General features: G+C 56.1%; 22 protein-coding genes and 3 tRNA genes. 14 read left to right on the top strand and 11 right to left on the bottom strand.

Annotation, left to right across the window (positions count from 1 at the left end; genetic code table 11):
• Window positions 1-122 precede the first annotated feature (122 nt).
• From htpG to DESLA_RS0104255, 10 genes are all read right to left on the bottom strand, one after another.
• Entirely contained in the window at window positions 123-2,045 is a 1,923-nt protein-coding gene (gene htpG, locus DESLA_RS18685; protein ID WP_051434373.1) for a molecular chaperone HtpG, read from the bottom strand.
• Window positions 2,046-2,222: 177 nt separating this feature from the next.
• The gene (locus DESLA_RS0104300; RefSeq protein WP_028571510.1) at window positions 2,223-2,510 is read right to left on the bottom strand and encodes a hypothetical protein; all 288 of its coding nucleotides are present in this window, start codon (window positions 2,508-2,510) and stop codon (window positions 2,223-2,225) included.
• Between the two features lie 152 nt (window positions 2,511-2,662).
• Window positions 2,663-3,964, bottom strand: coding sequence for a M48 family metalloprotease (locus tag DESLA_RS0104295; RefSeq protein ID WP_245589993.1), 1,302 nt, complete (start codon window positions 3,962-3,964; stop codon window positions 2,663-2,665).
• Window positions 3,965-4,256: 292 nt separating this feature from the next.
• Window positions 4,257-4,574: a TusE/DsrC/DsvC family sulfur relay protein gene (locus tag DESLA_RS0104290; RefSeq protein WP_028571508.1), complete on the bottom strand. Its 318-nt coding sequence runs from the start codon at window positions 4,572-4,574 to the stop codon at window positions 4,257-4,259.
• Between the two features lie 295 nt (window positions 4,575-4,869).
• A complete protein-coding gene (locus tag DESLA_RS0104280; RefSeq protein ID WP_028571507.1) occupies window positions 4,870-6,603 on the bottom strand; it encodes a YcaO-like family protein in 1,734 nt (577 codons plus the stop codon).
• A complete protein-coding gene (locus tag DESLA_RS18680) occupies window positions 6,600-7,448 on the bottom strand; it encodes a class I SAM-dependent methyltransferase (RefSeq protein WP_051434372.1) in 849 nt (282 codons plus the stop codon). The genes DESLA_RS0104280 and DESLA_RS18680 overlap by 4 nt, the downstream gene beginning before the upstream one ends.
• Window positions 7,449-7,505: 57 nt before the next feature.
• Window positions 7,506-7,580, bottom strand: a tRNA-Gly gene (locus DESLA_RS0104270).
• 25 nt (window positions 7,581-7,605) lie between these two features.
• Window positions 7,606-7,680: transfer RNA gene (locus tag DESLA_RS0104265), tRNA-Cys, on the bottom strand.
• 12 nt (window positions 7,681-7,692) lie between these two features.
• Window positions 7,693-7,767, bottom strand: a tRNA-Gly gene (locus DESLA_RS0104260).
• Between the two features lie 107 nt (window positions 7,768-7,874).
• Entirely contained in the window at window positions 7,875-8,702 is an 828-nt protein-coding gene (locus DESLA_RS0104255) for a CheR family methyltransferase (RefSeq protein WP_028571506.1), read from the bottom strand.
• A gap of 296 nt (window positions 8,703-8,998) precedes the next feature.
• Here DESLA_RS0104255 and DESLA_RS0104250 point away from each other — a divergent pair, with 296 nt between their 5' ends.
• Together DESLA_RS0104250 and DESLA_RS21485 are read left to right on the top strand one after the other, a co-directional pair.
• Complete coding sequence (locus tag DESLA_RS0104250) at window positions 8,999-10,408, top strand: ATP-binding protein (RefSeq protein WP_028571505.1); 1,410 nt, start codon at window positions 8,999-9,001, stop codon at window positions 10,406-10,408.
• Between the two features lie 279 nt (window positions 10,409-10,687).
• Entirely contained in the window at window positions 10,688-13,441 is a 2,754-nt protein-coding gene (locus DESLA_RS21485; protein ID WP_051434371.1) for a sensor domain-containing protein, read from the top strand.
• Between the two features lie 531 nt (window positions 13,442-13,972).
• Here the strand turns inward: DESLA_RS21485 and DESLA_RS0104240 are convergent.
• Window positions 13,973-14,257, bottom strand: coding sequence for a hypothetical protein (locus DESLA_RS0104240; protein WP_028571504.1), 285 nt, complete (start codon window positions 14,255-14,257; stop codon window positions 13,973-13,975).
• Here DESLA_RS0104240 and DESLA_RS0104235 point away from each other — a divergent pair.
• The 12 genes from DESLA_RS0104235 to DESLA_RS18645 all read left to right on the top strand — a co-directional run bounded on the left by DESLA_RS0104235 (window position 14,256) and on the right by DESLA_RS18645 (window position 25,541).
• Window positions 14,256-14,420, top strand: coding sequence for a Flp family type IVb pilin (locus DESLA_RS0104235; RefSeq protein ID WP_028571503.1), 165 nt, complete (start codon window positions 14,256-14,258; stop codon window positions 14,418-14,420). The two genes, DESLA_RS0104240 and DESLA_RS0104235, sit on opposite strands and share 2 nt — an antisense overlap.
• 187 nt (window positions 14,421-14,607) lie before the next feature.
• A complete protein-coding gene (locus tag DESLA_RS0104230) occupies window positions 14,608-15,186 on the top strand; it encodes an A24 family peptidase (RefSeq protein ID WP_051434370.1) in 579 nt (192 codons plus the stop codon).
• 245 nt (window positions 15,187-15,431) lie between these two features.
• Window positions 15,432-16,304: a Flp pilus assembly protein CpaB gene (cpaB, locus tag DESLA_RS0104225; protein WP_028571501.1), complete on the top strand. Its 873-nt coding sequence runs from the start codon at window positions 15,432-15,434 to the stop codon at window positions 16,302-16,304.
• A gap of 40 nt (window positions 16,305-16,344) precedes the next feature.
• Window positions 16,345-17,745 carry a type II and III secretion system protein family protein gene (locus DESLA_RS18670; protein ID WP_035261345.1) on the top strand — a complete coding sequence of 467 codons (1,401 nt, stop codon included), beginning with the start codon at window positions 16,345-16,347 and terminating at the stop codon, window positions 17,743-17,745.
• 71 nt (window positions 17,746-17,816) lie between these two features.
• Window positions 17,817-18,131 (top strand): hypothetical protein, encoded by a 315-nt coding sequence (locus tag DESLA_RS18665; protein WP_035261343.1) that lies wholly within the window; start codon window positions 17,817-17,819, stop codon window positions 18,129-18,131.
• A gap of 59 nt (window positions 18,132-18,190) precedes the next feature.
• On the top strand, window positions 18,191-18,670 hold the full coding sequence (locus DESLA_RS21480) for a TadE/TadG family type IV pilus assembly protein (protein ID WP_084031875.1): 480 nt from the start codon (window positions 18,191-18,193) through the stop codon (window positions 18,668-18,670).
• Between the two features lie 44 nt (window positions 18,671-18,714).
• Window positions 18,715-19,335, top strand: a complete 621-nt coding sequence (locus DESLA_RS21475; protein WP_028571499.1) for a TadE/TadG family type IV pilus assembly protein — start codon at window positions 18,715-18,717, stop codon at window positions 19,333-19,335.
• A gap of 32 nt (window positions 19,336-19,367) precedes the next feature.
• A complete protein-coding gene (locus DESLA_RS0104200; protein WP_028571498.1) occupies window positions 19,368-20,729 on the top strand; it encodes a vWA domain-containing protein in 1,362 nt (453 codons plus the stop codon).
• A gap of 44 nt (window positions 20,730-20,773) precedes the next feature.
• A complete protein-coding gene (locus DESLA_RS18650; protein WP_051434369.1) occupies window positions 20,774-21,925 on the top strand; it encodes a CpaE/TadZ family protein in 1,152 nt (383 codons plus the stop codon).
• A 166-nt stretch (window positions 21,926-22,091) separates the two neighbouring features.
• On the top strand, window positions 22,092-23,465 hold the full coding sequence (locus DESLA_RS0104190) for a TadA family conjugal transfer-associated ATPase (protein WP_028571497.1): 1,374 nt from the start codon (window positions 22,092-22,094) through the stop codon (window positions 23,463-23,465).
• A 123-nt stretch (window positions 23,466-23,588) separates the two neighbouring features.
• Window positions 23,589-24,554 carry a type II secretion system F family protein gene (locus DESLA_RS0104185; protein ID WP_028571496.1) on the top strand — a complete coding sequence of 322 codons (966 nt, stop codon included), beginning with the start codon at window positions 23,589-23,591 and terminating at the stop codon, window positions 24,552-24,554.
• A gap of 18 nt (window positions 24,555-24,572) precedes the next feature.
• Window positions 24,573-25,541: a type II secretion system F family protein gene (locus DESLA_RS18645; RefSeq protein ID WP_084031874.1), complete on the top strand. Its 969-nt coding sequence runs from the start codon at window positions 24,573-24,575 to the stop codon at window positions 25,539-25,541.
• Window positions 25,542-25,634 lie beyond the last annotated feature (93 nt).

Here is a 25,634-nt window from a genome sequence, read left to right as displayed (position 1 = left end):
ATCGGTATCGAAATAGGACTATTGGCGAACAAACCGTATCGATCCCGATTCCGATTCCGATACCGATAAAAGGGGGGGCGCAACTGTGTATGCGCTCATCCCCTACAAAATGAATGACCTGATCAGGAATCTGACTCCACCTTTTTAGGTGCCTCCCCTGCTCCACCCACGGCCCGCTCCAGAATCCGATACGTCCGGTCCACCATGTTTCTGGGCTCGATCAGCAGGCCGGCCTGGACCATGGCGTTGTCCAGGATTTGTTCGGCCACGGTGCGGGCGAAAGGTTCGTCGGTTTGGCGCAGGGCGGCCAGGCCCTTGATCAGGGGATGGCGGGCGTTGATTTCCAGGTCCTTGGCCGAGATGGGCAGATCGCCCTGGCGGCCGGCGGCGCGCATGATCCGTTCCATGGAGCTGGTCATATGCGCGTCCGGATTAACGATCATGGCCGGGCTGCCTTCCAGGCGCTTGGACTCCTTGACCTCCTTGACCCGGTCGCCGAGCACGCCCTTCATCCAGGCGGCCAAATCCGTGGCCTGGGCCTTGTCCATTTCCTTTTCGGCTTCGGGCTGGTCTTTTTGATCTTTCTTGTCCTCGTCCAGTTCCGGCAGCTCAATGTCGCCCCGGTCCGCGGAAACCAGCTTCTTGCCCTCGAATTCCGCCAGGTGGCCCATCACGAAGTCATCGATGGGGTCCATGGTGTAGATCACTTCCAGGTCGCGCTTGCGGAAGGCCTCGATGTACGGACCGGCCTCGATGGCTTCGCGGTTGGAGCCGTGAATGTAGAAGATTTCCTTCTGGGCGATCTTCATCCGGCCCAGGTAGTCGACCAGGGAGGTCAGTTTGCCGGGTTCGGTGGTGGAGGATTCGAAGCGCAGCAGCTTGCCCAGGGCTTCCCGATGGCCGAAGTCGCTGACCACCCCTTCCTTCAGGAAGTAGCCGAAATCACGCCAAAAGGTCTCGTAGGTCTCGGGCTGGTTTTTGGCCGTCTCTTCCAGGTGCTTCAGGAAGCGTTTGGTGACCACGGAATTGATCTTGCGCACCAGGGAACTGTCCTGCAGGGCTTGGCGGGAAATGTTCAGGGGCAGATCCTCGGAGTCGATCACGCCCTTGAGGAAGCGCAGCCATTCCGGAAGGATGGTCTTGGAATGCTGCTCGATGAGTACGCGCTGGCAGTACAGGTTCACCCCGGGCTCGGTTCGGCCCAGGCCGTACTTCTCGAAGTTGTCCTTGGGCACGAACAGCAGGGCCTTGATGGCCAGGGGGGCGTCGGTGTCGAAATGCAACCGGAGCAGAGGGTCGTCAAAGGCATTGCCCACGAACTTGTAGAATTCGGTGTACTCCTCGTCCGTGATCTCGCTTTTGTTCTTGGTCCACAGGGCCTGGACCGTATTCACTGCCTCGTTGTCCAGCAGGATCGGGAAGGGCACGAAACTGGAGTATTGCTTGATGATCCGCTTGATCCGCTCTGGGTCCGCGAATTCAGCCGCGTCGTCCTTGAGTTCCAGGACAATAGACGTGCCCCGCGGCAATTCGGATGCCGTTGAGATGGTGTAGGCCCCGCCGCCGTCGGACTCCCAGAGATGCCCGGAGTCGTCCTGGCGATACGATCGGGAGGTCACCCGGACCTTGCCCGCGACCATGAAGGCGGCGTAGAACCCGACGCCGAACTGGCCGATCAGGTTGACGTCCTTGGTCCCCTCGGCCAGTTGGGACAGGAAAGTCTTGGTCCCGGAATGGGCGATGGTTCCCAGGTTGGCTTCCAACTCGCCGCGATCCATGCCGATGCCGGTATCCGTGATGGTCAGGGTCTTGGCATCCTTATCCACCACGATCCGGATCTCCAAAGGCAAATCCGGGTACGCACCCGGGTCGGTCAAGCTCTGATGCCGATAGCGCTCCAGGGCGTCCGCGGAGTTGGAAATCAATTCCCGCAGAAAGATTTCCCGCTCCGTGTACAACGAATTGATCACGATATCGAGGATCTTCTTGACCTCGGCCTGAAACTCCCTGGTCTCGCCAGGGCCTTGCGATGCGTCCACGTTCATATCCGTTCTCCTTCACCGTTCTTGGGATGATTCTTGATGCGCCACACAGCAAAAAGTGCCTACAGATAATATTTTATGCGGCGGCGTCAACCCAAGGGAAAGGGCTCAGGAGCGGAATTCTGTTTTTGAACCTCAAAAATCGAAATCGAAATCGGAAAAAATGCCCAAGCCAAACACTCAGCCCAAAGGGCTCAACAGCTCCCGGACCCGGTCCATGTTCAGATTGACATGCAAATCCCCTAGCTGAGACCCCTGTCCTGTCCGTTTGATCTGCTCAAGGCTCTGCCGGGCATCGCCGAACGAAACCTCTTCTCCCGCTCCGACAAAGGCGCGCCGCGGATGAATACTCGTTCGGTCCCCGTCCGCCAAAGGTCCGGCACCACGTTTCAGATCCTGAATTTTATCCTGGAGGGCCTTCAAGTAGTCATGGCCGGCAAATGCACTGTCGCTCCCGTCGATCTTCATGGTCTTGCTCCTTCCTTGTCAGGAATAAAGGTGGTCAAAAAATTCAGCCTTGCCCTCAAATCAGAGAGCATTGCAAAATAAAGGCCGTTCACCTTTCCGATGCAAGGACGGACAAGTCAAAAGACAAGTCTTGGGTGTGAGAAGACAGGCTCTCAAGGCGCGATAACGCCCCACTCCACCAAACGGCCATAGGCGTACTCGGCTTGTTCGCCCTGGCGGACGGTGCCGAGAAAACGCTGATACTCCTGGGCGGCCTGATTGCGGCGCCCCATGGCTTCCTGGGAGATGCCCTTGAGAAAAACCGTGTTCGGGTTGCCGGGGAGCAGCTTTTCATAGCGATCAAACTGATCGTAGGCGGCTTCGAACTGGTCCAACTTGAGTTTCGCCACACCACTGACATGATGGGCCTGGGCTTCGGCTGGATAAATGGTCCGGGCCTTGTCCGCGAAGAATTCGGCCCGCCGGGGCCGGTCCATGGCCAGTTGGCACTTGGCCATCAGCATCAATCCGGCATAGTCCTCCGGGGCTTGGCGCAAGGCGTCGTCCAGGGCGGTTTCGGCCGGGGAGAACTGTTCCTGGCGCATCAGCTTTTCCCCTTCCTGCATCTTCTCAATGGCCCCCTTGATCCGGCGCAGCCCGGCGGTGTGATCCATATACCGCTCCCGATACAGGGGCTGGGTTCGGGCATGACCATACGTGCTTGCGGCCTCCCGAACAGCAGTCTGATAACGTTCTTCGCTCATGGGATGGGTGGAGAACATCATCTCAATGGCCGAGGGGTTGTTCTTTTGCATGTTGCGCAACACGTCCATCAGGCCGACCATGCCCTCGGAGCTGTAGCCGGATTTGGTCATGTACTCCATGCCCAAATTGTCCGCCTGCCGCTCGTCGTTGCGACTATAGTGGGCCAACAGCGCCCCGGCTGCCACCCCGCCCAAACCGGCGGCAACGGCTCCCCAGGTTTCACCTTGGGACGCCAGGGCCGCCGAAGCGCCCAGGAGGACCACACTGGTCAGGATGCCCGTGGACATCCGTGCCGCCGTATGCCGGGCGTTGACATGGCCCATCTCGTGACCCAGCAGCCCGGCCAATTCAGCCTCGTCCTGCATTTCCAGCATGATCCCCCGGGTGGTGGCCATGCTGCCTCCTGGGAAGGTGTAGGCATTGACGTAGGTCGCGTTCACGCACCGATACGAGTAGGGCATGTGCGGACGGTGGGTGAACCCCGTCATGCTCTCCCCCACCGTGGTGATGTACTGGTTCAGTCGAACATCCTGGACCGCCCCGTAGTCCGCGGAAAACTGATGCGGCGAATGCTCCTTGTCCAAGGCTATTTCATTGGCCTCGGACAGAATCATCAACTGTTGCCGGCCCGTGACCGGGTTCGCGGCGCACCCCGCCGTGGCCCCGGCGGCTCCCACCGTGGCCAACCACATAAAATCCCGTCTGGTCATGGACCGGCTCGCGATCCGTCGTGCAAAGTCGGAATTCCGGTGATGCATATTCATCCTCTCTGTTTCGTGTCGATCAAGGTCGTCCAGGTCGTGCTCACTGCTCACTACCGTTCGTTTCACATAATCCGTTGAACTGGAACGTCAAGTGCGCCCATACCGCACCGCCGCTTTGGCAACCCTGTGGGACGTCCGAAGATATCTGTTCGCACGAACCTTCTGCTGAGTGCGCATACAAAAAAAAAGCGGAGCCCAATGGGCTCCGCTTTTTTTTTAAAACCGGTAAAGTAGTGATTTATACGCAACCGGTGGGCTTGGGGAGACCGGCCATTTTACAGGCTCCCTTACCGGGTCCGGAGGGGAACAGCTCGTAAATGTGCTTCAGCTTGTAGCCGGTCACCTTGGACAGGATGCGCACCATCGGGGCGATACCGTTCTTCTTGTAATAGTCCTGCAGAAAATCGATGACCTTCTGGTGCTCATCGGTCATTTCTTTAATGCCTTCACTCTCCATGACGAATTCCACCCAATCCGGGTTCCAGTCTTCAAAACGCTGCAAAAAACCGTCTTCATCAACTTCAAAGTTATTTCCCTTGAATTCTACAGTGGCCATTGTCCAAACCTCCTTAAGCGTTTGTTAAGTCTCAAAATGAGTGTGCAGTTAGCACCTGACCGGGACCCTTGTCAAAAATCACGAGGCCCAAATCGGGGAATCCCGTGATAATCAGAAATGCCCGAAAATCCATTCCGGGACATTCCGTGAGAACAGAAACAGCGGAGAATTCCGCGATTCATTCGTGATGCGCGTTGAATCCTTTTATCTTGTAAAATGCAAGGACATTCGTTGTCAATGCTGGATGGCGAAAAAAACGAAACCTTTTATCGCGATCCGGATGTCACTCTTCGGTTTATTCGAAGGATTGCAATTCCCGAAGGTGGTCGCGAGCAAAATCCAGGCTCGAATCGAGTTCCAAAGCGGAGCGCAGCAAGGCCTCAGCTTCTTCAGCGCGACCTTGAAACTTGACGCACAGCCCCATGTTCGCCAGATCCATGGCTGAGCCGCTGTCCAAGTCCAACGCGCTTCGAAAGTCCGACTCAGCTCCGGCGTATTCGCCCAGTTTGAATTTGGCCACTCCGCGAAGATTAAAGTACTCCTTGACCTCCGGACAAAGTTTGATCGCCCGATCCAAATGCGGAAGGCTGCTCGTCCAGCGCTCCTCCCGGCTCATGGCGTACCCCTGATAAAAGGCAGCCAGGGCTTGGTCGTCACGTTGCTCCAGCCCCAACTCGCTTTTGCCCAGGGCTTCCAAGGCCTTGGAAAAGCGTCCTTGACGCACGGCCAGCAGCCCTTGAAAAAACAGCGGAAAGGAGGCGTCGGGATACAACAGGGCCAAGTGCTCTAAGCCGGTCTTGGCTTGCTCCGGAGGGACTTCCTCGGCCAACATGCGCCCGACGAACAAGCCCACGCAGGGATTCAGGGCCCGCTCACGGAACTGAAAGCCCGGCACGAAGGAGTAATGAGCCGGAATTCCCAACTTCGGATGCGTCGTCTCCACGCTGTACGCCCGAAAGCCCATTCGCTCCAACCCGTTGCAAAGCTCCGTCAGTTCATCCAGAATATCCTCGCGTCCGATGTCCGGCAAGCTGGATAGAGAAACCGTATCCCCCTCCAGCAACCAGGCGATTTGCGCCAATTCCGTAAATTTTGGAAGTCCGGAGGCTTCGTAGTTGCTGCCGGTTTCGAAGTCTCCGGCCAGCTGCGCAACCTCTGTCAGGGCGCGAATGGCCGCCTTGGATGGCGTTGAGGCGGTTCCGGCGGTGAAGACGATTTCGCTGCGTTCCGGAAACGTTGCAGGATCGTAGGCCACGGCGGCCACGGTGGGCACGGGCAGGCCAAGGGAGAAGTCCTTCAAAACGACGACGATGCCCTCGCGCTTGAAAGCGTCCATCAGGTCGCGAAGAACGGGGTCCGTGAAGCTTTCCGGATCAAGGGTAGGCGTTTTTTGACGGTCCCGGTCCACCACGGCGCAGACATGACGTTCCACAAGTTCGCACACGCCCTGGAGGATCGACTCCTCAGGGGTATTTCCGGCGGATGAGCCGTTAAATTCATTAATCTTCCGAAACCATTCCAGAGGGACGAGAAACTCCTGTCCGGTATCCAGCCGCGTTGCCGGCACGAAGCGCCAGGCAACGAGGTCCATCAGGCTTCTGATTTGCTCGTCGGGCAACGCGTCGGAGACGGACAAGGCGATCTCGGAGACAGGCAGAACCCTCCCCGGCCATTTCCGCTGGGCCTCGCTCCAGGAGCAGGGCTCAATATCCTGAACGCCTTGCCAGAAACTGAAAAAGCTGAACCGCTCCGTCAACTCCACCAAGGCCGAGGCCTCGGCCTGGATGGCGGACGCTCCTTTGCCCATCTGCTTGCGGGTGGGCATGATTCGGCGGGCTGATTGTCCACAGACGCTCAGATAAACGGGGATGCCCAGCCGCCCGGTGTCGATGCGCCGGGTCTCAGCCAGAACGTCTTCCCCAAATGCCTCCAGAGAGGCCCGAACCCTGACAACCGTTTCCTGGGGAGGACAAACCTTGTCCAGTTCTTTGGTATGTCCCTTGGGACATGATCGCAGACGAATGCTCATCGAGGCCTCAGTCGGTAGAGATACGTTTTCTGGTTGGCTTCGGTCCCAGGAAGTCCGTGAAAATCGACCGCGGGTACCGGTGAGGGAACACAAGAACGTGAGATTTGAAAGTAATCCTTCGCAGCCGCAAAAAATTTGATCGCACGCCGCCCTGCATTCGCGGAAAGCACGATTTCAGCAGTGGCCATGGGTTCCAAATGGGTCCGAAAAAAAGAAAGCAATGGGTCGAAAAATTGCTCACGGTAGAGAACTTCTGAAGCAATTATTCGGTGATAGCGATCCGGATGGTCTTCTTTAATGAAGTTCACGGACTGAACGACGACTGTGTCGCCGAGCCCGTTGCGCAATGCATTGATCCGCGCAAAAAGCAAAGCTTCGGGGACAATATCGCTGAGCACCACGGAAAACCCGCGTTTGGCCGCGAACAAGCCGGTCAAGCCCAGTCCGGCCCCGATCTCCAGGACCCGCTCCCCGTGACCAGGGACGACGCCGCGCATATACATGGCCAGGGGCAGGGAGGCCGGCCATATTTTAGCCCAAAGCGGTAAAGCGTCTATCCCGGCTCCCGTTCCCGTTTCTGGACCGACTTCGGGGGAAGGCACGTTCAGGCGCTGCTCGATATACGCTTCCATGTCCGAAAGCTGGAGGCATTCCAGGACGTCCTCCCCGATGCGCACGGTTTCGAAATGCACCGCGTGCCTGGCGGAGACAAGTTCCAAAAGCTGATCAAGAGAGGCCTGTTCAAGAAGCCGTGACAACTCCGACTTGGACACGGACCGGCTGAGCAGATGCAATCGGGAATTGCCGGTCGGCGATCCAGTTTTGCCGGTATTGGACATGGCCATGTCGGGGAAGGGCTCGAAAATATGAGGAGGTGAATCAGTAGGGGAAAGAAGGAAATATGGAGCGGGAGACGGGATTTGAACCCGCGACTTCAACCTTGGCAAGGTTGCACTCTACCACTGAGTTACTCCCGCTTGATGGGAAAGTACGAATCAAATTTGGAGGCGGCATCCGGATTTGAACCGGAGAATGGCGGTTTTGCAGACCGCTGCCTTACCACTTGGCTATGCCGCCTCAAAAAAAAAATGGAGCGGGAAACGGGATTTGAACCCGCGACTTCAACCTTGGCAAGGTTGCACTCTACCACTGAGTTATTCCCGCTCGAAGAGGTGAGTATCTAGCCAAGAGACTGTCGGCTGTCAAGGGAGTGCCGCACTCTTTTTCCAATCCAAGAGAACTCCATTCTTATTCAGGCTACGGAGAAGAAACTACGCCTTGCGATACACCGTCGGCGCCACCTGAATCAGACCGAGATCCATCCCGGCGAGGCTTTCCGAGTGACCGATGATCAAGTGCCCCCAGGGATGCAAATGCTCCAGGAAATTGCGGATCAGGCGTTCCTGGACGTCCCGCTCGAAGTAGATCATCACGTTGCGGCAAAAAATGATGTCCATGGGCTCGCGAAAACTGAATCGCTCCATGAAGTTCAGGCGACGAAATCGAATCTTTTCGCGTAATCCGGGGACGATCCGAATCAGCTTCTTGGTTCGGTCCTTGCTGCGCAACAGATACTTCTGATGCAAAGCCCTGGGGATGGTGTGAAGCTTGTCGTCCGGATAAACGCCCTTGGCCGCCCGCTCCAGAACCTGGGTATTGATGTCCGTGGCCAGGATGAACCAGCGAAACAGCGGGTACTGTTCCTGGAACTCGGCCAGAACCATGGTCAATGTGTAAGGCTCCTCCCCGGACGAACACCCCGCGCTCCAGACCGCCAATTCCCGAGCATGGCCGAAGCGTTGCCACCAAGTCGGCAGAATCGTGGAAGTCAGATATTGGAAATGGTGCGGTTCGCGAAAAAAACTGGTGGTGTTGGTGCTCAGGGCGTCGATCAGATGAGGGATCTCGCTTTCCGTTCCCTGGGGGCTGAAGACGTATTCGCAGTAGTTGTGGTATTCGGTTAAATTCAATGCCCGAAGACGACGCTGCAACCGGGCTTCCATCATGGTTTTTTTACTCGGCGGCATCTTGATGCCGCAGTTTTTCTGCACGAATTCACTGAGCCGTCGGAAATCGCGTTCCTTCATGGTTCCAAGCATATGCCTCGCCTTTCTCCCTGGTTCGAACGCCCGTTGCGGCCACAACCCGCCCTTACTCGGAATGGACGTCCCTTCCTCCGACGTCGCTTTAGCCTTTTTTTCGGGACGACTCAACGTATGCGTCAAAGGTCGACATCTTTTCCTGGTCATGCGGATTATGAAGAGGAGACAGCATTTCCGGCAGTCAATTTCCGCAAGTTTTTTGAGGCAGCCCCCCCTCAACGGCCTCATTCCGGCAAATATATTGCATACAATACAGAGCTGACACGGGATCATACCAAAAAGAGAGGAAACAAATGGAAGCTCACGCTCTTTTAGGTTCGCGTTTGGTGGAGAAGAATCTGGTGAACGAGGAACAGTTGGAGATGGCCCTGGAGCGGCAGCGGATGTCCGGGGGGCGGTTGGGGTATAACCTGGTGACCCTGGGCTTTATCAATGAAACGGATCTGGCCGACTTCTTCCGCAAGACGCCCCCGCCGCCGCGCACTGTGGAGGAGACCGGCCTGTCCCTGACCTTCATCGTGGACCTGATCAACAAGCACGTGGTCTTCATGGGCGAATTCACGATTCCCACGGTGGCCGACAGCGTCAAGCTGCCCATCCCCGTGGTGGACGAGGCCATGGAGATTTTGCGCCGGGAGCAGTGCATCATGGTCAAGGGCGCGGAGCACCTGACCAAGACCTCCTACAAGTTCGCCATGACGGACATCGGGCGCAACCGGGCCGCGGAGCTTCTGAACGTCTGCCGCTACACAGGGCCCGCCCCGGTGCTCCTGGCCGAGTACAGCAAACAGATCGAACTGCAGACCGTGATGAACATCGTGATCAAGCCGGAGCACTTCAACAAGGCCTTTTCCCATCTCGTGGTCAGCGAGTCGGTGCTGAACACCCTGGGGCCCGCGGCCTGCTCCGGACGGGCGATTTTCCTGTACGGCCCGCCCGGCAACGGCAAGTCCACCATTGCCGAAGCCATGGGCCGCGCCTTGCCCGGCGAGGTCTACGTGCCCCACGCCTTCATCGTGGGCGGCGAAATCATCACGGTGTTCGACAAGTCCGTGCATCTGCCCGTGCCGCCCGCTACGGACGTTCCGCCCGCCGACCAGCGCTGGATCCGGGTGAAGCGACCCACCATCATGGTCGGCGGGGAGCTGACCATGCGCACCCTGGACCTGGATTTCAACCCCATCGCCAAGTTCTACGAGGCCCCGCTCCAGGTCAAGGCCAACAACGGCCTGTTCATCATCGACGACCTGGGTCGCCAGGAAATGGACATCCAGACCCTGCTCAACCGCTGGATCATCCCCCTGGCCCGGCGCATGGACCTACTCACCCTGCACACGGGCCGCAAGTTCGTTGTGCCCTTTGACCAGCTGATCGTCTTCGCCACCAACATTGATCCCAAGCAGCTGGTGGACATGGCCTTCCTGCGCCGGCTGCGCTACAAAATCAAAATCGACCACCCCTCTCCCGTGGACTACCGCCGGATATTCATCAAGGTCTGCCAGGCGAACAACGTCGAGTTCAAGGAAGATGTCTTCGAATTTCTGATGGACCAGTATTACAAACGCATGGATGTTCGCCTCTCCGCGTGCCAGCCCCGGGACATCATCGACCACATCATTGACGAAGCGTACTACCACGGCCGCCATCCCGAGCTGAGCGAAGAAAAGATCGCCATGGCCTGGGACAACCTGTTCGTCGCGTAGCTCAGGCACGCATGTTGCTATTTATCCTCCTGATGCATTCGACCACATAGAAAACAGATCACAAGGCAACACGATCCGGAAAAACAAGATCAATCACAGTCCGGGAAAACAAGATCGCTTTACAACTGTTCAGCACAGCCTGAGTAGAGCCTCATGCCGAGGCTGAATTACCGCCTTCACGGGCGCACTCATACCCGCGAAGGCGGGTATCCAGGCCGCACTTTGAATAAGCTGAGTTGTTACAATTGTTTTTTTAGACAACGGGCAACAATGGATTCCATGATCACCACCGCCCAGGCGGACGACAAAACCGCACAAAGGGTTCCGCCCCCGGCAATGGTGATATGGTTCATTGTGATCTGCACGGTGTTCTGGATCGCAGTCTGCCACAGTCACCACCCCCGGCCCGACAAACTCATCGACCTGCTCCTCACCGCATCCCTCTTCATGGGGTTGAACCTCAAAAGCACGCTGGGGCTGTTCTTCCCGGGCCTGAGCAGGCACCAAAACAACAAGAACCGGGAACTTGAAGACATCATCCGCTCCAATCCCCACCCGACCCTGATCTGCGATCCCGTCGGCACTACCCTGATATTCAACGATTCCTTCGCCGAGCTGATGGGCCTGACGCCGGGCGAGCAATTTGCCGTCATGACAGACCACCGCACTTCGGACTGGGGCCTGAACGACGTCTTTTCCAGAGTTCGTCTGGGGGAAACAGTGGTCCTGCCCGAAACGTGGCGGAAGCTGCCCAGGGCTTACCCGGAGCCGAACTCTAAGACCGTTTTCCTGCGCGTGACCTTCATCCCGGTGCGCAACACCACCGGGCTGGTGGAAAAGGTCTTCGTCAAGCTGGAGGATTTCACGGAGCGCAAGCAGATCGAGGAATCCATCGAGCTGGACCAAAAGCGCCTGCGGGCTGCCTTGGAGGGCGCTCGGCAACTGGTCTGCGAGATGGACATGAACTCGTATAAGATGACGGTGGACCTGCCCGGCAATGGGCACACGGAAAGAGAATCCTCCGCAAAGCTGAAACACCACGCCGCCTTCGATACCCTGGTCCATCCCGAGGACTGGGAACAGCTTCAGGAGCAGCTCAGGCTGTACGCTACCGACAACGGGGAGCATTTCGAGCACCGCTTCCGGATGAAGACCGACACACGGGAGTGGCGCTGGATTCGCCTTCGGGGCAAGGCCCTGAGCTACAACGGCAACGGAAATCTGATGCTCGCCGGGACCATGGCCGACATCACCGAAAAGCATGAGGCCGAGGTCAAACTGCGCAAATCCGAGTCCACCTACCGGGCCCTGTTCGCCCATGCCCCGGACGGGATGTACCTGACCAGGGCCGACGACACGGTGGTCTGCGTGAACAGCTCCTTTGCCGAAATCCTCGGCTACGCCTCTCCCGAGGAGTTCGAAGCCGCAAACCGCGCAACGCAATTTTCGCAAATCTATTTGATCCCCAAGGTCCGGGAAAGCAGACTTGCCGCGCTTCGGAACAAGGGCGAAATCCTGCAGATGGAAACCCTGGTCCGCCGCAAGGACGGCAGTCCGGTCTGGATCGCTGAAAACGCCCGAACCGTGCGCGATGACAAGGGCGAAATCATCCAGTTCGCCGGCAGCATCACGGACATCACGGTCCGGAAGCAAAACGACGAGCGCCTGATGCATCAGGTTCTCTACGACCAGCGCACCAACCTGCCCAACCGATCCTATTGTTTGGAAAAATTGGACCAGTCCTTGAAAAAGGCGGCCAACGACCCGAACCAACTTTTCGGGTTGATGATCTTTGATCTGGACGGGTTCGGCACGGTCAACGACAGCTTCGGCCATTTCGTCGGCGACCGGATGTTCCTGGAAATCTCCCAGCGGGTCCGGGACCAGCTGCGTCCCACGGACACCCTGGCCCGTTTCAGCTCGGATGAATTCTGCGTGCTCACGGAAGACGCCCTGCCCGGGGACACCATGACCCTGGCCGAGAAGATCAGGACAAAGCTGGAAGACCCCTTTCAGGTGGATGGCCACGAGATTTTCATCACCGCCAGCTTCGGCATCCTGGCCTACAACCCCAACTACGTCCGCGCGGACGACATGCTCCGGGACGCGGAACTGGCCATGCAGCAAGCCAAGCAGCAGGGCAAAAACCGCTGCGCCGTCTTCAGTTCGGAGATCTACCAGCGCAAGAGCCGGCGAACGATCATGGAAAAGGAACTCCGCCGGGCCATGGAACGGGACGAACTGTTCATCAACTACCAGCCCATCGTGAAGCTGGACAGCGGCGAACTCAAGGGCCTGGAAGCCCTGATCCGCTGGAAGCATCCGGACAACGGCCTGATTTCCCCGGCCATGTTCATTCCCCTGGCCGAGGAAACCGGACTGATCGAACCCATCGGGGACTGGGTGCTCCAGGAATCCTGCCGCCAAATTGGAAAGTGGCGTGAAACCAATACCTCGCTGATTTTGAACGTGAACATCTCCGGCAAGCAGCTCGCCAAACCCGGGCTGGAAGGAAAGATCTATCAGGTTCTGCAGGAATACAGTCTCGACCCGGGCTGTCTGAACCTGGAAGTGACGGAAACCATGGCCATGTCCAACATGGATACGAACCTTCGCACGCTGAAGCGGCTCAAGTATATGGGCGCCCGGCTGAGCATCGACGATTTCGGAACCGGTTATTCCTCCCTGGCCCACTTGCAGCGCTTCCCTCTGGACGAACTGAAGATCGACCGCTCCTTCGTCAGCGCCATCAACGTCATCCCCGCGAAAAACACGATCATCCATGCCATTGTGGAAATGGCGTTGGGCTTGAATCTGGAAATGGTGGCCGAAGGCATCGAAACCCAGTCCCAATGCGACCTGATCAAGACCTACAAGTGTCATTACGGTCAGGGATACCTGTTCGCCAAACCCATGGATCCCGCGGATATCGATAAAACCTGGATCATCCCCCCAAAATCCCGCTCAACCGAAGCGCCGTTCCACCCCCAATCCGATTCCGTTCATTCCACCATTCCAATACAGTGTTTTTGAACCGCCCGCTTCGCTCAAGGCGCGAAGGACGCAAAGGGGAAACATTTTTGGGATGGTTCAGAAAAGGTTGACACATTTTAGCAGTGTACCCCTTGGAGCGTGGGAACGGTCGGGTCTCCTGCCTCCTGCCTCCTGCCTCCTGATTCCTGACTACCATCTATCCTGTATTACAAGACTGACCTGTCTCGCACTGACCTGTCCTGAAAAGACGGACACATCCACGAAAACTAGATCATATCCTATTAAATTTGTTGATATTAAATCCAAGTCTGTTGTTTTTTCATGTTGTGTTAAAAATATTGACACAAATAATCACTCGATCTTCTCCCCAAGACTCCATTGAATATTTTTTCTTGAGTGAAAAAAAGAATATCTGAACAGAACACCTTCATCATGGACACAACACCCGATTTATCTCCATGGACTTGTCAGATTTCTTTACACTCAGTGTCGATTTCACCGACAGAACGCTCCCCGTACCAATCAGCCACCCAATCCAGGTATCTCGGTCACCCGCCGGCCCGTCATGTTTTACATTTCTTTTAACTCCAAACAGTTACTATCAAAACCATCATCCCCTCCCCAAATCGCCTTTTCTCGGACAACAAGACAGTTCCAAGCCCAAATCTCCCCCCACAAATCATGTTCACAAAGAAACTTAATCTTTAATATTAGAAAGTTAAGCGCAAAATAATATTTGGCCCGATTTTTGATAGACAAGAGCATCTCAGGCCCAGGGAATTCAAAATCTTTGGCTGATTTGGTTCCCCATGTTGTATCAACACCTTCAACCACATTTATCCAGGAGGACACCATGGAAAAGCTGATGAATTTCTTGAAGGACGAGGAAGGGGCGACGATGGTGGAGTATGGTTTATTGGTTGCTTTGATTTCTATAGCAGCGATTGCCTTTTTAATTACCATTGGACCGAAGATTGAGGCTGCGTTCGAAGAAGTTGATACCGCACTAACCCCCTAACCCCTGCCGACGGATAATTTCAAATATAGTGTATATATGGTTAATAATTGTAATCATATATACACTATATAAACCTGTTACATTATTTGTTTGATATACATTACATAATTGAATAAGTTATGAAAATATAATGATCGCAGAGAGTTACTTAAATTTTTAAATAATTATAACAAAATGAAATATCAAAATGAATTATTTTTTTTTTGAAATAATCATGTCACATTTGAATTATTTCATTTTTTTGCTTATCCCTGTTCTTATTGTTGTATCCATTACAGATCTTAAGTACCAAAAAATCCCGAATTTTCTCACCTTCCCCATCATGGGGCTCGCATTGGCTTTCCACGCTTTACTATTTGGGCTTGAAGGTTTCTTGTTTGGTATTTCCGGTCTTCTGCTGGGCATAGCCATTTTCCTTCCTCTCTACATTTTCGGCGGCATGGGCGCCGGGGACGCCAAGCTCATGGGGGCCGTGGGGGCCGTGGTCGGGGCCAAGGGGGTGTTTATCTCAGCGATTTTCACCGCCCTGTACGGCGGGGTGTATGCCCTGCTCTTGCTGGCCATCCACCGCCAATACGGACGAATCTTGTTTTCCCGGACATGGGCCGTTCTCAAAACCTTCCTGCTGACCCGCCAATATGTACCCGTAACCACTCCTCATCCAATCGAAAACAAACCAAAACTCTGTTATGGCGTGGCAATTGCTTTAGGAACCATTACCTACCTGGCGCTGAACCATGTCGGGTTTGAGTTTCTCGGCATCTGATACGTTCCAAAGTCGATGATTTTCCGATGACCGGACACTAATCAGAACTGGATTCCCGTCTTCGCGGGAATGACGTGTTTTTATGCCTCTCCGGGTCAGCCACACCCGCGGGAGCTGTCCCCGTGCAGACGGGGAAGCGAGTATCCAGGACGCTTTACTCGGATGAGCCGGGTCGTTGCATTTCAATTTCATCTCTCAAGTTTCAAACAAGCTCCGCGTTTCGAATTCGCAATCCAGGAGGACTTATGGGCAGGTGGAAGGCTTTGATACCGATCACTCTCGCCATGGCCATCGCCGTGGTGGGCAGCATGTTCATCTACAACTGGTTGCAGCAGCAGAACACCGGCATCCCCGCGAAGGTGGTGGAGGAAATCCAGAAGGAGCGGCCGGATATCGGGCCCGTAGCCGTGGCGGCGTTCGACCTTGCCGCGGGAACCAGATTGTCCGCGGAGATGATCGCCGACCGGGAACAGATCCTGAAAAATCTGCCCCAGGGCCACTTCCGGAATTCATCCGACCTGATCGGCCGGGTGGCCATCGTTCCCCTCAAGGAAGGCGAGGCGATCATCGAACACCGTCTGGCGCCCATCGACATCCGCACCGGCGGTGTTTCGGCCTTACTTGGCGAAGGCAAACGGGCCGTGGCCGTGGAGGGGGACAAGGTGATCGGCCTTTCCGGCTTCATCCACCCCGGCAACAAAGTGGACGTGCTTGTAACCTGGATGGACGCGGAAACCGAGGAAGACGTCACCAAGATCGTCCTGGAGAACGTCACGGTCCTGGCCACGGGAACAGTAATGCAGGAGACAGAAAACGGCGCAACGGCACCTGTGGATGTCTACACCCTGGAGCTGACTCCGGAAGAAACCGAAATCCTGACCCATGTCCGCAACCAGGGCCGGCTCCAGTTCGCCCTGCGCAGCCCCATCGACGTCAATTCGGTGGTCACCCGGGGAGCCACGACCAGACACGCCATGAACTACCTCAATCCCCAACCCGTCCGCCTGGCAGCCGGCCCCGCCCCCCGGATCAATAATCCGCCGCCCCCGAGACGCTCGGAGTTCATCATGGAAGTGATCGAGGGCAACAAGGTCGAGCAGTTCAAATTCATCCAATAGCTATCAACTAGCTATCAACCAGCAAGGAGAATGGATATCCATGCCTGCCGCAATCAGATCCTGGAAAACAGCCGCTGTTCTTCTGCACTTGGTAGCCATCTCCTGGTTGCTCCCCCTGGAAAGCCGAGCCCAGAACTTCCAGGTGGTCCCCGACGAAGTCGTCGTGAACCTGGAACAGCCGCGGCGGTTGCAGCTGGAATACGGACGGGCCGTCATTCTCAGAACACCCACGGCAGTGGACCGCGCTCTGGTGGCCGACCCGGATGTGGTCAGCGTCCGGGCCATCTCCGCCCGAGAGCTCTACCTGAGACCCGTGGCCGCGGGCAGCACCAATCTGATGATGTGGCAGGACGACCGGATTTCGGCGATTTACGAGCTGGAAGTGCGCTACGAGATCGCCCGGCTGAAGCAACGCATCAATGAAATCTTCCCCGAGGAAACGGACCTGCGGATCCTGTCCACCAACGATTCCCTGACGTTGTCCGGGCGAGTTTCCAGCATGTCCAAACTGGACCAGATCCTGGTCCTCACGGAAGCCTTCGCCCCCCGGGAGAACATTCGCAACATGGTTCAGGTGGGCGGCGTGCACCAGGTGATGCTGGAAGTGAAAATCGCGGACGTTTCCCGGGAGTCGCTGCAACGGCTGGGCGTGAACTTCAACCTGGTGAACGAAAGCGGCCGGTTTGCCCTGGGCTTTCTCGGAAGCCTGGTTGATCCGTTGCGGCCGGCCAGCGGGACAATGTCCCTGCACACCGGACCGGGGCAGTCGGTGCAGTGGCGCGGCATTTTCGACGTTCTCAAGGAAAACGACATGGCCAAAATCCTGGCCGAACCGTCACTGGTCGCCTTGAGCGGTCAGACCGCGAGCTTCCTCGCCGGCGGCGAATTTCCCATCCCTGAAGTGGATAAAGAGGGAAACATCGGCGTTGAGTTCAAGCCCTACGGCATTGAACTGGCCTTCACCCCCACGGTGCTCAGCGAAGACCGGATCGCCATCAATGTGGTTCCGGTGGTTTCCGAAATCGATCCCAACAGGGGAGCGGTCATCGCCGGGGCCTTCATACCGGGCCTTAACGTCCGCAGGGCGATTACAACCGTCGAGTTGGGAGACGGGCAGAGCTTTGCCATTGCCGGCTTGCTCAGCGAAACCTCCCGTGAGGCGGTATCCAAATTTCCGGCTCTGGGCGATCTGCCCGTGCTGGGCGCCCTGTTTTCCAGCAAAAGCTTTCAGTCCAATGAAACCGAATTGGTCATTCTGGTCACCCCTCGCCTGGTCAGACCTATCGTCGCGGCGGAACAACGCCTGCCCACGGACTTTCTCATCGGGCCGGACGACGCGGAATTCTACATCTGGGGAGTTTTCGGACAATCCCAGCAGCATTCGCCACACTACAGATCCGCGATGTTTGATGGACAATTCGGGCATGTTGTCGTGCCGTGATTGGAAAGATCACCCACTTACCGGCCCAGGCCCGCGCGGCCTGTACCGAAACCACTGCGAAGGAGAGCGGGATGAGCAGAATCGCAATGCTTGGCCTGGCCATACTGCCGGCTGTTTCCATCATGATTCTGGGTTGTGCCGGAAATCTGCCGGAAAGCCAAAGGGTGACTTTCCTCCAGGATAATTGGGGCCGGTCCGTTCAATCCGCCAATTCCAACCAGACCCTGAATCCCACCGCCGGCCTGACCAGGGAACCCGTGGAAGGGATGGACGGACGGACCGGCGGGCTGGCCACAGAAAAATACCGCAGAACATTCTCCATCGAGAAGGAAGTGGATCCCATAGATCGCGTCAGCCCCGTATTCACCATCACCCCGAAAAATTAGACCGGTCGGCGCGATGAGATGATTTGCCCGTGCGTGCGGCACACTGTGAGGGTAACCCCATGAACCAGACCGGACGTCCCGGACAAAAAGGTGCGACAGCAGTGGAATTCGCGCTGATTTTGCCCCTGTTCGTGCTGCTGATGTTCGCCGTCATCGACTTCGGCATGTACTTCTTCACCCAGCATACCCTGCAGTACGCCACCAGGGAGGGCATGCGCCTGGCTCTCGTGGGCGGCAGGATAGAGAGGGAGGACGAGCTGCAGGATCGAACCAATTCCATGATCATCACCATCCGGGAGCAGGCTTCCCTGGCCTTGAACCCCGACAACCTGAACATCAGCATTTTTGAAGTGAATCCGGACTACAGCGACCCGGAAAACTGGGAGGACATCCAGGACGCCGGCCAGCCGGGCAGCTACATGCGCGTTAGGACCAGATATCATTTTTCCTTCCTGACTCCGATCATCGGCGCCTTTTTCCCGGACAACAAAGTCTGGGTCCAAGTCCAGGCGGTCTATCGCAATGAGTTTTTCGATTAGGTCCGAGAAGGCCTCGTGAAGACCGGAGCCATTGGAGAATCGCCATGAAAGGCCGCAACTTTTTGCAAGCATGCCGCCGAAGTCGTCATCGGACGCCGCGAAACGGAGAACAAGGCGTCGCGCTCATTGAGTTCGCCCTGATCCTTCCCCTGCTGGCTTTGCTTGCCTTCGTGGTCATCGATTTCGGCAGGCTTTTCCACGCCAGACTCATCGTGACCAATGTCAGCCGGGAAGGAGGAAGCATCGCCTCCCGCGGATTCAAATCCGGCGATCAGCTGCTGAACATGCTCCAGGCTTCCGCCGAACCTCTCGACCTGCACGGGGAAGGCAGAATCCTCATCACCCGGGTGCGGGCGGGCACGGGGATTCCCGAGGATTTGCGGGTTCCCCGGATAGCGAGCGTAAGCAGTCGCGGCAGCCTGAACGCTTCCAGCAGCATCCATGAAAACCGTCTGAACATGGGGTTTACCGAAACCATCTACACCTATCTCCTATTCAATGAAACGCACAACACCTCGATCATCTCGGAAGTGGTGGTGGTGGAGGTCTTTTTTCATTTTCGCCCGGTGACGCCGCTGCCCAATTTTCTCCGGGAGAACCTGTTTCCCGATGACGGCGGAATGATCATCGGCAGCCGCAGCGTTCTGCAGTTCGTGCAGATCTGACTGCACTCCGAGTCGGAGCCCTGGAGGTACAGATGAACAGAAAAGGCGCAAACGAACAGGGAGCGGTGCTGGTCACCTTCGCGGTCATGCTCATGGTTCTGCTCGGATTCACTGCCCTGGCCTACGAAGTCGGCTACTGGTACCTGGTCCGCTCGGAACTGTCCAAAGCCGCCGACTCCGCGGCCCTTTCCGCGGCGGCCAACATCTCCAACCCCTATGTGGCTCCGGAAGTCATTGCCGAGGATTTCGGATACGAGAACTTTTCCCCGGGATTTCTCGGCACGCCGCTATCCGGCTCGGAAGCCGTCATCTTCACCGGAACGCGGGAGCCCTTTAACAGGGTTCGAGTCGTGGGACAGGTCTCGGCCCAGGCCACCCTGTCCCGGCTGTTCGGCATGGACGTGACGGCAATCAGCAGTGAAGGCGTGGCCCAGAAAAAGGAAGTCGAAATCATGGTGGTTCTGGACCGCTCGGGCTCCATGAGCGGAACCCCGATGACCAATCTGAAGTCCGCGGCCAGATCCTTTGTGGACTTTTTCGAGGATACCCAGGACACGGACAGGATGGGACTGGTCTCCTTCGCCACCTCCGTGACGGTGAACCGCCCCATGGGCACCAATTACGTCACGGCCATGAATACGGCCATTACCAACCTACAAGCCGTGGGAGCAACAAACATCGAGGACGCCGTCACCCGCTCCGGGGCGCAGTTCGCGGATCAGAGCGGAATTCCCGGGGACCAGCGGGTGGAGCAGTTCATGGTCTTTTTTTCCGACGGCAACCCCACGGCATTCCGGGGAACCTTCCGTCACAACAACATCGTCCATGACGCCGTGGGGGTGGTGACCAGCAATTGCCGGCCGAACGAAACCCCCGTGGTACACACTCAGTTGGGAAACCACAGCGTGGAGACATGGCTGAGCATTGATCCCCGCGACACCGGCGACGGATTGCGGACCGCCGCAACCCCCCTGACAAGCTGCGGCTATACGAGCGGATGGTGGTGGAACCAAACGTTTACCAGATATCTGAACACCAAATGGGAAATATTTGAAGAGCGGCCCATTCCCCGGCCCAATGCCTCCCCCTACCCGGCGGCTCAATGCGCCAAATGGTCCAGCCCGTATGACGACAATCAGCCGGACTCGAATTATTTTTCCCGAATGGCCCGGCACATCTGCAACGTGGCCAGGACCAAGTCCCTGGATAACATCCAGGTCTTAAAGGACCGAAACATCAAGATCTACGCCATCGGTCTCGGTAATGTGGACGAGGGTTTTCTGGAAGCCATATCCAGCGGCCCCTCCTTCACCTACTACACGCCCAATTCCTCGGACCTGGAGGCCATTTTCCAGGAAGTGGCCAGACAGATCAAACTGCGGCTCATTCAGTAACGCGACGGGAAACATTCTGGCCCCTTAACAGAAGTGGAGGAGCAATGTCGGCTGAAACATCCCATATCAGATTGAGAATTCAGAATCATGGTCTCAGAAAGCAGCTTGAGCATGTTATCGGCCGTTTTAAGCAGCTTGAACTGCAAAAAGAAACGGATACCGGCCCCACTGACCTCCTGATTCTCGAATTGAGCCCGGATGTGGATGCGGATTTCAAGCTGGTGCAGCAGGTTGCCGGGAATGGATCAGCCAGGGAAATATTCCTGGCTTCCGGCAACCCGGACCAGGCTATTCTGCTGAAGGCCATCCGGGCGGGAGCAAGGGAATTTTTCGGCCCCAACGCGGAGGATGCAGAGATCCAGGCCGCTCTGGAACGGTTCATGGACCGTCGAAAGGGCGTCGACGACGCCGGCCGGAAGAACAGGGGGCGAATCATCACCGTTTCCGGCAGCAAAGGCGGAGTAGGAACCACGACCGTCGCCGTGAATCTGGCCGTGAGCCTGGCGAATCAGAAGCAGCCGACATCCGTTGTTTTGCTGGACATGAACCTCTTCGGCGACATTCCGCTGTTCATGGAAATCGAACCCGCCTACACTTGGAGTGAAATCATCAAGAACATCTCCCGGCTGGATTCCACGTTCCTAAAAAACATCCTGGCCGTGGATCCCTCTGGAGTCCAGGTCCTGCCTTCTCCCGGATACATGGAAAGCCAGTACCTTGCCACACCGGAAGTCATCCAGCATCTGCTGGACGTTCTGATCCAGATGTTCGATTTCATAATCGTGGACGTGGGGCAGGTGATGAACGACAATACCCTGAAGTTCATGGAAAAATCCGACATGCTTTTCCTTGTTTCCGTTCAGAGTCTGCCATGCCTGGCCACCACCAACAAACTGCTGCGCTCCTTTCGCGACCTTGGATACCCGGAGCAAAACAAAATCCATATCATTCTGAACAGATACATGAAAAAAACCAGCATCACTCTGGAAGACGTGGAGCGTTCCCTGGGCCAGAAGGTGTTTTGGACCGTCCCCAATGATTATGCCACCACGATATCGGCCATCAACAAGGGCCAGCCCCTGGCCAAATTCGCGGCCAAAGAGGAGATCACCAAAAGCTTTAAACAATTGGCCGAATCCCTGTCCCCCGCGGAGGGCGACAAAGCGGCCAAGAAAAAATCGTGGTGGCTGTTTTGAAAACCCTGGGCAGACAGGCAAGATGCCTGTCCCACTACTGTGTTTCTATGTCGTCCGAATAAGGCAGAAGTTGCATTATGTGTAACGGCTGCCCGGTGGAGAATGCCTGTTTTTTTGAGCAGTTATCAAATTGCGAGCAAACACCTGGTTGAGTGGAGAAGTCCGCATGTTTTTCAACAGCAAGAAAACAATCGAAGAAGCCCCCAGCCCGCCCTCCCGTCCTGTTGTCGAAGCGCCGACTGCACGAAAAGTGAGCGATGACTATTTTCAGCTCAAAAGCAATATCCATTCGCGGCTATTGGATCTCGTGGACCTGACGCTGCTGGATTCCTTGGAACGCAGTGTTTTGAAATCCCAGATCCGGACTTTGCTGGGCAGAATCATGGACGAAAACGGGTTCAAAAAAGTCCCCCTGAACCTGAGCGAGAGAGAACGACTTTTCCAGGATATCGAAGACGAAGTCCTGGGGCTGGGTCCGCTGGAACCATATCTCAAGGACGACACCATCGCCGACATCCTGGTCAACACTCACAACCAGATCTACGTGGAGCGCTTCGGGAAACTTGAACTGTCCGAGTCGTCATTCAAGGATAACTCACATTTGATGAAAATCATCGACAAGATCGTCTCCTCCGTGGGCCGGCGGATCGATGAATCCTCGCCCATGGTGGATGCGCGACTGGCCGACGGTTCCCGGGTAAACGTGATCATCCCTCCCCTGGCCCTGGACGGACCAATTCTCTCCATCCGCAGATTCGGACGCGATCCCCTGATGCTGGAAGACTTGATAATGCTCCGGGCAATGACTCCGGAAATAGGTGAAATCCTGAAGGGAATCGTCCGTTCCCGTTTGAATGTCCTGATTTCCGGAGGCACCGGCAGCGGAAAAACCACCCTGTTGAACGTCCTCTCCCAATTCGTGCCCGTATCTGAACGGGTCATCACCATTGAGGACGCGGCGGAATTGCAGCTCAAGCAGGATCATGTGGTCCGTCTGGAAACAAGGCCCTCGAATATCGAAGGCAGGGGCGAAGTGACCGCCAGGGATCTCGTGCGCAACAGCCTGCGGATGCGGCCTGACAGAATCATCGTCGGCGAAGTGCGGGGACAGGAGGCTTTTGACATGCTTCAGGCCATGAATACCGGCCATGACGGATCATTGACCACCATCCACGCCAACTCCCCCCGGGACGCCCTGATGCGTCTGGAAAGCATGGTTTCCATGGCCAACCTGGATATTTCTTCGGATTTCATGCGTCGGTTCATCAGTTCCGCCATCCAGGTGGTCATCCAGACCGCCCGCCTGACCGACGGCACTCGAAAAGTCACCAGCATCCAGGAAATCACCGGCATGGAAGGCAACGTCATCACCACCCAGGAAATATTCGCCTTCACCACCAAGAGCATCGACAACGACGGAAAAATCAGGGGATTTTTCCGATTCAGCGGAGTGAGGCCGAGGTTTGTGGAAAAGTTCACCCAATACGGCATTCCAATAGATCAAAAAATTTTCAATCCGGATAAAATTCATGAGATATGACAGATTCTTGAAAGTTCTTCATCGAGGTTCGCTCAACCCTTCGAGCAAGCCTGAGAGGTTAATCTGTATGCATCACGCTGCGATCGGAATGTTCAACGAACCGGGCAGCGCGGGGAGGCGGGTATGAACATCTACGCAATAGCTGCGATTCTTTTCATCGTCACGGTGATTATGCTGCAAGCAGCGTACTACTCCTATCAGATGATCACAAATCCTGACCGGGCTGCGATCCGTCGCAAATTGAAACGAATCGCCTTGCGAGAGGAAAGACAAGAAGTTTCTGAAATCACACGCAAATTAGTTCTCAGCGAAATCAAGACCTTCAATTCCATCCTGTTGCGATTCTCCCCGGCCCATCAACTGAATCGATTGCTCCTCCAGGCCAATGCCCGCCGTTCCGCCGGATTCTTCATTCTCTTGAGCGTGCTGTTGTTCATGTCGTTTTATTTGCTCGTCTCCCTGAAATATTCGACTCTTCCGGCTTTCGGCGCAGGATTGGCGGGCGGCTTGTCGCCCTTTGTCTATCTGTCCAGGCAGAAGAAAAAAAGGTCCGCCAAATTCATGCGGCAACTGCCCGAGGCCCTGGACCTGATTGCCCGGTCCCTGCGGGCCGGCCACGCCTTCAGTACGGGCATGCAGCTCGCGGCGGAAGAATTCGAGGACCCCTTGGGACCGGAGTTTGAAACCACCCTGGACGAAATCAACTTCGGCGTGGGCGTTCCCGAGGCCCTGCGAAAAATGACCGAGCGTGTGGAGTGCAAGGATCTGAACTTTTTCGTGGTAGCGGTTATCCTCCAACGGGAAACCGGCGGCAATCTTGCCGAAATCATCGACAAAATCGCTACATTGATCCGGGAGCGATTCAAGCTGTTCGGAAAAGTCAAGGCCCTGGCGGCTGAGGCCGTGCTTTCCATGTACGTGCTCCTGATTCTGCCGTTTTTTATCGGAATCGTGATCTACTTTTTGAACCCCGACTATATGAGCGTCATGTTTGAGGAAACCATAGGTTGGTTCCTGCTTGGCGGAGCCTCGATCATGATGATTTTCGGGGCAATCGTCATGAAGAACATGGTCAAAATCAAGGTCTAGACATTTTCGGAGTCAAAAATGCCTATTCAAGGAGATCATTTGCTGCTTGCCGGCGTGGGCATGCTTGCATTTTCCTTCGTATTGCTGCTGTTCGGCGTTGTTCAGCACACTCGGCACGCCGCGCGACAACGAGCGCTCCTGGAAAGAGCCCGCTTTCCCCTCTCCGCTTCCACGGCTGAACCGGTTCAGGGCAAAAACCAGAAGTCATCTTCCAAGGGAGGCATGGTCTACGACCTCATCGGCCTGCTGGGAAGCAAAATCACCAAGGACAGCGTCGCGGAACATTCCCGGATGCGGGTCCGATTTCTGAAGGCCGGAATCCGGAGCGAAGGGGCCCCTGCCGTCTTCTGGGGCACGAAGTTCCTTCTGGCCCTGCTCCTGCCCTCGGGTATTCTGTTGTTCAAGCTTTCCACCCCCCACATAACCATCTCTCCGACAGTCATGATCCTGGCTCTCACGGCAGCGGCCCTGACCGGTTATTACCTGCCAGACCTGCTCCTTTACAACAGGACGCTCAAACGCAAACAAATCATCCTGGACGGCTTTCCTGACGCATTGGACATGCTGGTTGTGGGGGTTGAAGCGGGCATGGGCATGGACGCCAGCATGCAACGAGTGGCCAACGAAATCCGGCTCGACAACCAAACACTGAGCGACGAACTGATGCTCTACTCATTGGAGCTTCGGGCCGGAATGCTGCGCCATGACGCCTTGAAGAACCTGGCCATGCGCACGGATCTCTCCGAAATGCACAATCTGACGACCCTGCTCATCCAAACGGACAAATTCGGCACCAGCGTCAGCCAGGCCTTGAAGGTCTACTCCGACAGCATGCGCACGCAGCGTTTTCAACGCGCCGAAACCGTGGCCGCCCAGTTGCCGGTCAAGATGCTGTTCCCCATGATCCTCTTTATTTTTCCAGCACTGTTCGTGGTCATCCTTGGCCCTGGAATGATTCAGATTTATCGGACACTGATCCAGATGTAGCGCACCGCAACGATGCAACATCCGACCCGACACCTACCCGACACTAAATCCCTAGGCCGCCCTTCACGGGCGACCTGGGGCAGGTATCTGTTC

This window comes from Desulfonatronum lacustre DSM 10312 (genome assembly GCF_000519265.1).
GTDB lineage: Bacteria > Desulfobacterota > Desulfovibrionia > Desulfovibrionales > Desulfonatronaceae > Desulfonatronum > Desulfonatronum lacustre.
Note: the sequence above shows the minus strand (reverse complement) of the source record. Positions and strands in the feature narration are given on the sequence as shown.